The sequence below is a fragment of the Microbulbifer sp. TYP-18 genome, assembly GCF_040932045.1.
In the GTDB taxonomy this organism is placed as follows: domain Bacteria; phylum Pseudomonadota; class Gammaproteobacteria; order Pseudomonadales; family Cellvibrionaceae; genus Microbulbifer.
In genome coordinates, this window is sequence record NZ_JBFRBC010000046.1 from 1 (window position 1) to 8,822 (window position 8,822).

Sequence of the window (8,822 nt, forward strand, 5' to 3'; positions counted from 1 at the left end):
AATGGAGGTCCCGATTAGCCGGCGGTACAACATCAATCAAGAGCAGGTTATGCCATGAAAGAAATCATCCCTCAGTTGTTGGCGGAGTTGCCCGAGCATGACCGTCAGCGGCTGGCATTTTGTGGCCGGCGGTTGGATGGCTCCAAGGGCAAAACACAGGCGCAGCTGGCAACCCAGCAGGCCGAGATCATTCTGGATGAGGTTACCGAAGAGTTGTGCGAGTTAGAGGGGCTATCTGAGACTCTTAAAAACTCTGTCAAGCTTCCAGAAAGTGCTGGGTGAAAAGGAATCCATCACTGGTTTGGAGTGACAAAGCAGTTTGTGAGGAAGCAGTAGAGGGGCAGGGACTTCCCGAGCCGGTGAAAGGCCGGCACCTTTTAAAGGTAGCGACAGCGCAATAGAGGCAAGGCAATGAGTGATTTTATAGGGCGCTTACACAAAGAGATCGTCGGACTCACCAACAAAAGGCTTCGTCTCAATAGGTTTTTGGAGTCCAAAGATTACAACGACTTGGAGAGCGAGGAAAAAGAGCTACTTCAGGAGCAACGCAAGGTGATGAGCAGGTATCACCGGATATTGATTCAGCGATTGGAAAGGCATGAATCCCACTAACTGCTGCATTTAGATGACTAAGGAGATTATATGCAAATTCGAAAGATCAATGGTGAATTTGTGTTGAAGCCGTTCACGAATTTATCAGAGTCGTTCCTAGAGCGGCTAGTTGAAACTGGCGCGACTATAGAAATCACTGAATATGGTCCCCCAGCCACTGACTCACCTTGCTCGGACCAAAGTGGGCGAGGGGATTCTATGGAAAATACTAACGATGGTGAGAATTCATTTGCGGCTGCAAATGTTCAACCAGACACTTCTCAATTACATCGCGCTCCCATTGACCGGTAACTGCAATTGCATGAACGTGTGTTGCCCCAAAACCGTGAGCTTCATCCCAGCGTTCATGAGACGGAAGACGAGAGGAGAAGTCGTCTGTTTGACCAACGTATAAAGCGCACCAAGAGCCGTCTGGGGTTTTGTAGCTGAAGATGTATAACCCAGCAACAGAATCCCAGCTCTCGTTTTTTTCGTAGATGTGAAACTCAATTGCTGTGCCGTCCCCTAACGGCCATTCGTATCCAGCCATTAGGGATACTCCTCTGTTTTCGTATGAGGGATGAACAGGTTGCAAGTCATAGGTTTTTCTCCGGCGGATGCTGTTGGTGTGGGAGCCGTCAGCATACCGAAGGAAGGCGACACCTGCACAGTGGTGTGACAGTCAGGAGAGACTGACACGTTGATTTGACGGACATTATCAGTGGATTCATCGGCCTCAGAAGAGGGTGGAGGCGTCAATGAGCGATAAACGCGCGTTTGAAGGCGTTTGGATTCCAGCGGAACTGTGGCTGTCTAAAGACTTGAGCCTGCAGGAAAAGGTTATGCTGGTGGAAATCAATAGCCTGTCCGTAGATCCTGTCAGAGGCTGTTACAAGTCCAACAAGGCGTTCGCCGAATTCTTCAATCTGTCCCCATCCCGGGTGTCTGAAATCATCTCCAGCCTGGAGAAAAAAGGCTATTTGACGATCACCCAAAAACGCGATGGAAAGCGTATTTGTGAACGTAATATTTTTGTGAGTGGGGGGTATTCGGAATCCCGAAGGGGGTATTCGGAAAACACGGAGAACCCTATTCGGAATCCCGAAGGGGGGTATTCGGAAAACACGGAAGAGAGTAGTACAGGTAAGAGCAATACAGTAAGAGTAATACAAGGGGACGCGCGCGAGCGCGCTCCTGTCCAGCCCAAAAAGCCCAGGGGGCTCGATTTCGCCGGTCTCCCCATCACTGAACACTCGGCGCGTTGTTTCGCCGATTACCGCAAGAAACTACGCAAGCCACTGACCCAGCGGGCGCTGGAGCTGGCTGCCCGTGAAATCCGACAGGCCGGGGACAGTACCGGCATGACCGACGAAGCCCTGGTAGCCGAAGTGGAGCTGGCTGGCTGGCAGGGCGTGAAGGCTGACTGGCTGATCAACCGACTCACCAAACGCGGAGGGCCGCACAATGGATCATCGCAACCACCCAACCCGTTCACCGACGACACCGACTGGCTCGACGGCGCAACTGGTGAACGAGTTATTCAAACAACTGGCGGGGATCAAGCCGGGCTGGCGGGCGGCCTTCCCGGACCAGTCAGCTATTGCGGTAGTCAAGAACCAGTGGCTGATGGCGCTGATGGAGGCGGGTATTTCTGACTGGAGCACGATCGAAGGGGGTTTGGCTGAGCTTCGGCAAAGCCAGGGGCCATTTCTGCCATCCACCGGAGATTTCATCGCCCTGTGCCGTAAAGCCTCCCTGAAGCACTGGAAAATACCCAGCGAGCCGGAAGCCTTTTCCCTGTTGCAGCGGTTTTTTGGCCCGAGGCACGTAAAGCGGGATTTCACCCAGTTAAACCCAGCGGTGTATGCGGCTTACTGCCACATGGACTGGAGCGTAGTGTCGCAGATGCCGACCAAAGAGCAAAAGGCTGCTTTTCGGGAGGCTTGGAAGCGGGTTATGCAGGACCTGGCCGAGGGCAAGCGCCTTCCTGAACCCCCGGTGCAGGACCGGATACTGGAAGAGAAGCCAGCTCGGCCATGTGACAGAGGTGTCGCACTGTCGGCCCTGGGAGAGCTGAAGTCCCTCCTTGCCGGCGAGCAAACCACAGCGGAGCGTGCCTGAATGCCGGAACAGTTCCAGGTCAATAGCCAGGCCAGCCTGCAAGGGTTTTATAAACACTGTGAAGGCCTGTTTGCGGAACACAAGGTGGTGCGTTTCTTCTGGCGCCTGGGCAAGGACCGCAGCCTGGACCAGAACCGCATGTGCTTCGAGCTGTACCAGCGCATTGGCCGATCCCTCTACGGTGACGACTGCGCTCATGCACGGGCAGAGTGTAAGTTGACCATTGGGGTACCAATTCTGCGGGAGGAGGATGAAAAGTTCCGGGAGAGCTACGACAAGATCATCAAGCCGGTGGCGTATCAGGACAAGCTCGACCTGATGGAATGGTTTCCGGTCACACGACTGATGACCGTCAAGCAGTGCCAACGCTATATCGACACGGTATTTGATCGGTACACCCTCAAGGGCGTGGACTTTGGAGCATTGCTGGATGCCCAGCACTAAGTTACGCCAGGCGGCGAAGGGTGAGGACTGCACCTTGCGGCTCTACCCACACTGCAACGGTGACCCGGAAACGGTGGTGCTGTGCCATCTGCCCAGCCACGCTGGTATGGCCCGAAAGTCTCCCGATTGGTGGGGCGTCTATGGCTGCAGCTGCTGTCACGATGTGATAGACGGGCGTTGTAAGACCGAGATACCAAAGGTTGAGGTAGAGCGCAGCAAGTTGCGGGCGCTGTTTGAAACTCAAACAAGGATGCGCGATAAGGGGCTGATTCGATGATTATCCTGATGTATACCGAGAGAGAGACCTGATGCGTAGCTGGGGCAAGACCGAATTGACACCCAACCAACAGCGTGCCCTGACGGAGCTATCCCCCTGCGATCACTGCCACCAACGAGACAGGTGTGCCAGATACGAATTGGCTTGTGGCGACTTTCTGCGCTGGCAGACCTCCGGCAGACTCAGAAACCGGGACCGCAATCCAAACCCGAAGCTGTATCGCAAGATCTTCACGGCCAGCTGATGAGATTCCACACCGCACGACAGGCATGGCACGACGCCTTCGACAGCCCCACAGGGCAGGCCGACTATACGTATGTCACTAATAGCCAAGTAATTTCCCGCCCCAGGCACACCATTGACGAAATCCGGGACGAGCAGGGCACAGTGACGGCGAGAATACCGGCACCGACCCTGTATGCGGTTGAAACGAAAGTGGGGAAGGGCAGCGGTGGCCGTATCATGGACGCCTGTGAAAAGGGCCTGGTTCAAAATGTAGTAGCCAAACTGCGCCAAACCGACCCACTGGCCTACAGCTGGGGCATGGCTGCCTATGCGCCGCCGGCAGCGCGGTTCAAAGAGCGGGCCGCACTCCTTCATTACCTGATGAACGAGTTTGACCAATGGGGTGAACCGCACAACAGAACCCAGGTCGCCAAGCTGGCCTTCTTCTGCATCAACGCCTGCGCCCTTAGGGATGTGAACGGCCGGCCTATCGATCTTAGGCAGGCCCGCACGATTTTAGGCTGCAATAAGTCCACCTGGGATCGGCGCTGGAAGAGCTTGTGGCAACGGTTTCAGAGACGTCTGGACCCACTTCCGGCCAGGGCATTAGGACCGGTTTCCGAGATGGTGGAAAGATATAAGGAAAAATTGCATGCAAGTGGTTGACAGGGTTTGTGCCAGAATGCTAACTTTTTCCTAGCTTGCGGTTATTCCGCATTGCTGACCGAGAAACCGGCCCCGAGTCGGTTTTTTTGTGTCTGCGATTTTCCAGCATTTGCCCTCAGTCAGATCAGACTGAAGTGTTGATTCGCGCCAGGCTCACCGTATACTGAATGCCGATCAAACCCAGTTTGGCGAGAAAGCGACAGTGGTTCAGTGTGTTTGCGGAAGGCGCTACCTACAGCCCCGAAGCTTCTTGCTTATGTGCTTTAACTGTTTGCCGTAGATACAATCTAACTCATTTATACGTCTGGATTAAAAATGAAAAAAATATTAATTATATCGCAAGCTTTGCTGTTATATATATCAGGCATGTTTTCTATAGTTGCCTACGCAATAGAAAACCCGACTGGGAATCCTATAGGTGGAGGTGAATCATACTCCAGTAGCGTTCTGCCGGGTTCCGCAACTTGTACCGTAACAACAAAAAGTCAATTGCTCAGTTGCTTAAACGAAGAAAATCGTAGTCCAGGAGATCTCGTATACATTGCTGACAGCGCTGTTATTGATTTAACAGGAGAATGGAATATAGGGATTCCGCCTGGTGTAACTTTAGCATCAGGCAGAGGAGTGGATGGATCCCTTGGTGCTCATATTTTTACTACGACCAAGGAAAAGGAATCTCTATTTATAATAAAAGGTAGTGGAGTACGTATTACCGGACTCCGCATTGAGGGTCCTACTGTCAATTCAGACTTCGATGGGATCGATAAATGTTTGCGATACGAAGCTACAGGAATATCTGCAATTTACGATGGTGGAGACGACAAGTTCGAAGATATAGAGATTGACAACAATGAGATGTGGGGTTGGCCACATAGAGCTATTAACCTAAACAAAACAAGCAAGGAAAGAGTTGCCCATGTCCATCACAACCACATCCACCACAATCGGAGACGGGAAACAGACTCTGAGTGTACACCTCATGCGCTCGGCTATGGAATTCAGGTAGATCTCGGAGACGCCATAATTGAAGGAAATTTATTTAATCACAATAGGCATGACATTGCTACCACCGGCCGACCTTATAGTAGCTATGAAGCAAGGTACAACTTGGTAGTTGAAGGTAGTATGGATCACAATTTTGATGTTCACGGATGTCACGATGCTCCAAAGCACCCTACCTGTCATGAATATCCAATGATAGCAGGAGATACAATACTTATACATGGCAATACATTTTGGGATATACGTGATCATGCAATTACTGTTAGAGGTATCCCTTTCACGAAAGCAGATGTCTACAATAATGATTTCCGACATAAGCATATATTTACTGGGCCGGACGAGGAATTTAGAAACTCGGCAATTTTCCAGAATTATTTTGTGGGAAACTTGTTTTATGAGTATGAGGGCACAGAAAAGCAAAATAACTACGAAATTTCTGTGCCACCTGTATGGTCTATTTCTTTCGGGGGTAAATATTTTTGGAGTTATCGAATTCGCTCCAGCTACGATCCTGGCGAACTGTCTATAGGTGACTTTGATGGAGATGGCGCCAAAGACCTTTTACGATCAGATGGCTCAAAATGGTATTTGTCTTCCGGAGCAAGAGAAAGTTGGGAGGAGTGGAGTGCAAAATCAGAATCTCTTAGCAACATTAGGTTTGGTGATTTCGATGGAGATGGAGAAACTGATGCCTTTAAAGCCGAGGGCTATATATGGTATGTATCTTGGAGTGCAAAAGGGAGCTGGGAATTTCTCAAAGCATCCGAACTTCCGATTTCACAGCTAACGGTCGGAGATTTTGACGGCGATGGTATAAGCGATATTTGGTACAAAATTGGTGATCAATGGTACATTTCATGGGGCGGTGTTAGTTCTGGGCAAGCGACCCTTTCCTCGGAAATTTCCCTGTCAGAGCTTAGATTTGGTGATTTCGATGGAGACGGAAGGACTGATATCTTTCGAACCAATGGCAGTGATTGGTTTGTATCATGGGGCGCTCAAGAGGGATGGATGAGGCTCAGCAGTTCATCGGTGCAGCTGGAAAAGCTAAGCTTTTGCGATATGAATGGAGATGGGGCTACTGACGTGATTCGCGATTCAATTAATGCCACGTCGAAAAGCTGGAAAGTGAGCTATAGCGCACAAACATCCTGGCAAGATTTGCGTGTATTCAATGAAGGGCCCGAAGATCCGCCTGACGATTTTATCAGTATAAATAAAACCTCATTGGCAGACTTTAATGGCGATCAAAAATGCGATGTGCTCGTACGGCGTTACCTCTAGCAAAAAAGTTCCATTATAATTCTGTTTGCCAAAACGTCAGGAAGATAACTAAATATTGCTGTAGGTAGCTGTGTCGCTCCATGTGGAGTTGGGGCTATTTGACTGCTAGGTAGTTCTGTATAATGAGTCAGTCGGCCATCGCAAACTGAAGTTTTTCAATAAATCTGAAGATATAGCTCTACAGCCTAAACATTGCTAGCCCGCCCAGTGCGGGCTTTTTCATTTCTGGTGATCCTATGTTCAAGAACGACTACTTCACGGAAGAGGAGTTGGCTTGCCGTTGTTGTGGCAAGAACCACTTCTCGGATGACACCTTGCGTCGATTGATCAGGGTGAGGGAGCGGTTTGCCAAACCGATGGTGATCAATTCGGGTTATCGCTGCCCGGCCCATTGCGCCAAGATCGGCTCCACCATGACGCACACCACGGGGCAGGCGGTGGATGTATCAGTTGCTGGTGGGCGGGCCTATGAGCTGCTGAGTATCGCGCAGGATGAGGGGTTTACCGGTATTGGTGTGAAGCAGAAGGGCGCTCATAGCAGCCGATTCTTGCACCTGGATGACCTTGAACCCGTACCGGGCGAGCGGGCCCGGCCTACTGTGTGGAGTTACTAGGTGCCTTTCTGGATTGTATAATATTTGTTCAATGGCCTGATTTGGATAGTACTTTGTAGAAGTGGCACCAGATTGCCTCTGGCGTAGGAATCAGGATAATAGTGGTCGTAGTGACCACTATATAAATGTTTACTGCCACAAGGAATCGACGCCATGAAAATTGTCATGGGTTTATTGATGGCTAGTTTTTGGCTCTCTGCAACCGCTGAGCCGGTCAATAGTTTTGAGAAGCTCAAATCTCTTGTCGGAGAATGGAAAAAAGAAGGGAGTGATGGAAAAAATTTTTATATTTCATTTGAAAGCAGTGCTAACGACAGCGTACTTATAGAAAACTGGATTTATAAAGGCGCTTCACATTCTCTCACTGTGTATCACCCCGATGGAGATAGTCTGATCGCTACGCATTACTGCCCGCAAGGCAATCAGCCGCGATTGAGGCTTGAAAAACCGAGTAATGAAAATTCTGTTTCTTTCGCATTTCAAGACGCTACAAATCTCGCGAGTCTGCAGGTCAGCCACCAGCACTCGCTATCTTTTGAGTTTTTAGATGAAAATACAATTTTAAGAAAAGAGAGTTACAGTAAAGCCGGAAAGCTAACTCCAACAACACTTAGGCTAGTCAGGCAGTGAGACCAATAGTACTTAACTAGCGAGGCGTAAATCCTCGCACCAGACACACAATCACTAAAACCGGCCACTGAGCCGGTTTTTTTATGCCCGGAGATAACCATGAGCTGGAAAGCAATCGTTAAAAGCGTGGCCCCGACCCTGGGCGCTGCCTTGGGTGGCCCGGTGGCGGGTACTGCGGTGAAGTTCCTCTCGGATCACTTCCTGCAGGATGGTGAGGGTAGTGAGCAGGACATAGCGGAACTGGTACAGAACGCGAGCCCTGAGAAGCTGCTGGAGCTGCGGGGTCTCGACAACGACTTCAAGGTGAAGATGCGCGAACTGGATATCGATGTGTACCAGCTGGAAGTGGAGGACCGCAAGAGTGCACGGGAACTGGGCATTAAAGGGGGGCTGTGGGTTCAGGCGTTGCTGTCGTTTGTGTTTATCAGCGGCTATTTCTTCATGACCTACCTGCTGTTCTCCGGCAGCGTAGAGGTAACCCCGGCATTCGAACAGACCGGAACTCTGATGCTCGGCGTGATCACCGGCGCAATACCAATGATCCTGCAGTTCTGGTACGGCTCCAGCCAAGGCAGTAAGGAAAAGACAAAGGCGATGGTAAAACCATGACCAATCAAGCGGAGACCAATCAAGCCGAACACTGGCACTTGAGCAAGAGCGTATCTGTTACCCAGATAGTGAGCATCATCCTGCTGGTGGTTGGTTTGTTTGTATGGGGGTCTGATGTTGAGAAGGGGATTGGTGCCAACTCCCAAGCGATTCAGCACGAGTCAGACCTCCGCTCCCTTGAACAGAAGCACATCGCTGAGTTCAAGGACGAGATCCGGACCCGGCTCCAGCGTATTGATAACAAGCTTGAAAGGCTGATAGAGCGGGGAGAGTAATGGCCAGGCGCAATTCCAACGGTCTGACGGACAAGTGGCAGGTCTTTGCTGACACCTATCTGGCTGATCCCGAGTTGAATGCGA

General features: G+C 50.7%; 13 protein-coding genes. 12 read left to right on the forward strand and 1 reads right to left on the reverse strand.

What is annotated here, in order from left to right; translation table 11 throughout:
* The first annotated feature begins 54 nt into the window (after positions 1-54).
* Positions 55-282, forward strand: coding sequence for a hypothetical protein (locus ABVT36_RS18270; RefSeq protein WP_368457842.1), 228 nt, complete (start codon positions 55-57; stop codon positions 280-282).
* Positions 283-820: 538 nt separating this feature from the next.
* Here ABVT36_RS18270 and ABVT36_RS18275 read toward each other — a convergent pair.
* A complete protein-coding gene (locus ABVT36_RS18275) occupies positions 821-1,141 on the reverse strand; it encodes a hypothetical protein (protein WP_368457843.1) in 321 nt (106 codons plus the stop codon).
* A gap of 208 nt (positions 1,142-1,349) precedes the next feature.
* Between ABVT36_RS18275 and ABVT36_RS18280 the strand changes: the two genes are divergently transcribed.
* The 11 genes from ABVT36_RS18280 (at position 1,350) to ABVT36_RS18330 (ending at position 8,738) form a co-directional block, all read left to right on the forward strand.
* Complete coding sequence (locus tag ABVT36_RS18280; protein ID WP_368457844.1) at positions 1,350-2,246, forward strand: helix-turn-helix domain-containing protein; 897 nt, start codon at positions 1,350-1,352, stop codon at positions 2,244-2,246.
* On the forward strand, positions 2,149-2,712 hold the full coding sequence (locus ABVT36_RS18285) for a replication protein P (protein WP_368457854.1): 564 nt from the start codon (positions 2,149-2,151) through the stop codon (positions 2,710-2,712). Before ABVT36_RS18280 ends, ABVT36_RS18285 begins: the two co-directional genes overlap by 98 nt.
* On the forward strand, positions 2,713-3,156 hold the full coding sequence (locus tag ABVT36_RS18290; protein WP_368457845.1) for a hypothetical protein: 444 nt from the start codon (positions 2,713-2,715) through the stop codon (positions 3,154-3,156). It abuts the gene before it with no gap.
* Positions 3,143-3,433: a nuclease domain-containing protein gene (locus tag ABVT36_RS18295; protein WP_368457846.1), complete on the forward strand. Its 291-nt coding sequence runs from the start codon at positions 3,143-3,145 to the stop codon at positions 3,431-3,433. The genes ABVT36_RS18290 and ABVT36_RS18295 overlap by 14 nt, the downstream gene beginning before the upstream one ends.
* A 31-nt stretch (positions 3,434-3,464) precedes the next feature.
* Positions 3,465-3,677: a hypothetical protein gene (locus ABVT36_RS18300; RefSeq protein ID WP_368457847.1), complete on the forward strand. Its 213-nt coding sequence runs from the start codon at positions 3,465-3,467 to the stop codon at positions 3,675-3,677.
* A complete protein-coding gene (locus ABVT36_RS18305) occupies positions 3,677-4,324 on the forward strand; it encodes a hypothetical protein (RefSeq protein WP_368457848.1) in 648 nt (215 codons plus the stop codon). Before ABVT36_RS18300 ends, ABVT36_RS18305 begins: the two co-directional genes overlap by 1 nt.
* Before the next feature lie 315 nt (positions 4,325-4,639).
* The gene (locus ABVT36_RS18310; protein ID WP_368457849.1) at positions 4,640-6,610 is read left to right on the forward strand and encodes an FG-GAP repeat domain-containing protein; all 1,971 of its coding nucleotides are present in this window, start codon (positions 4,640-4,642) and stop codon (positions 6,608-6,610) included.
* A gap of 236 nt (positions 6,611-6,846) precedes the next feature.
* Positions 6,847-7,224, forward strand: coding sequence for a D-Ala-D-Ala carboxypeptidase family metallohydrolase (locus ABVT36_RS18315; protein ID WP_368457850.1), 378 nt, complete (start codon positions 6,847-6,849; stop codon positions 7,222-7,224).
* A 153-nt stretch (positions 7,225-7,377) separates the two neighbouring features.
* Positions 7,378-7,854: a hypothetical protein gene (locus ABVT36_RS18320; protein WP_368457851.1), complete on the forward strand. Its 477-nt coding sequence runs from the start codon at positions 7,378-7,380 to the stop codon at positions 7,852-7,854.
* Between the two features lie 99 nt (positions 7,855-7,953).
* The gene (locus ABVT36_RS18325; protein WP_368457852.1) at positions 7,954-8,463 is read left to right on the forward strand and encodes a hypothetical protein; all 510 of its coding nucleotides are present in this window, start codon (positions 7,954-7,956) and stop codon (positions 8,461-8,463) included.
* Complete coding sequence (locus ABVT36_RS18330; RefSeq protein WP_368457853.1) at positions 8,460-8,738, forward strand: hypothetical protein; 279 nt, start codon at positions 8,460-8,462, stop codon at positions 8,736-8,738. Before ABVT36_RS18325 ends, ABVT36_RS18330 begins: the two co-directional genes overlap by 4 nt.
* Positions 8,739-8,822 lie beyond the last annotated feature (84 nt).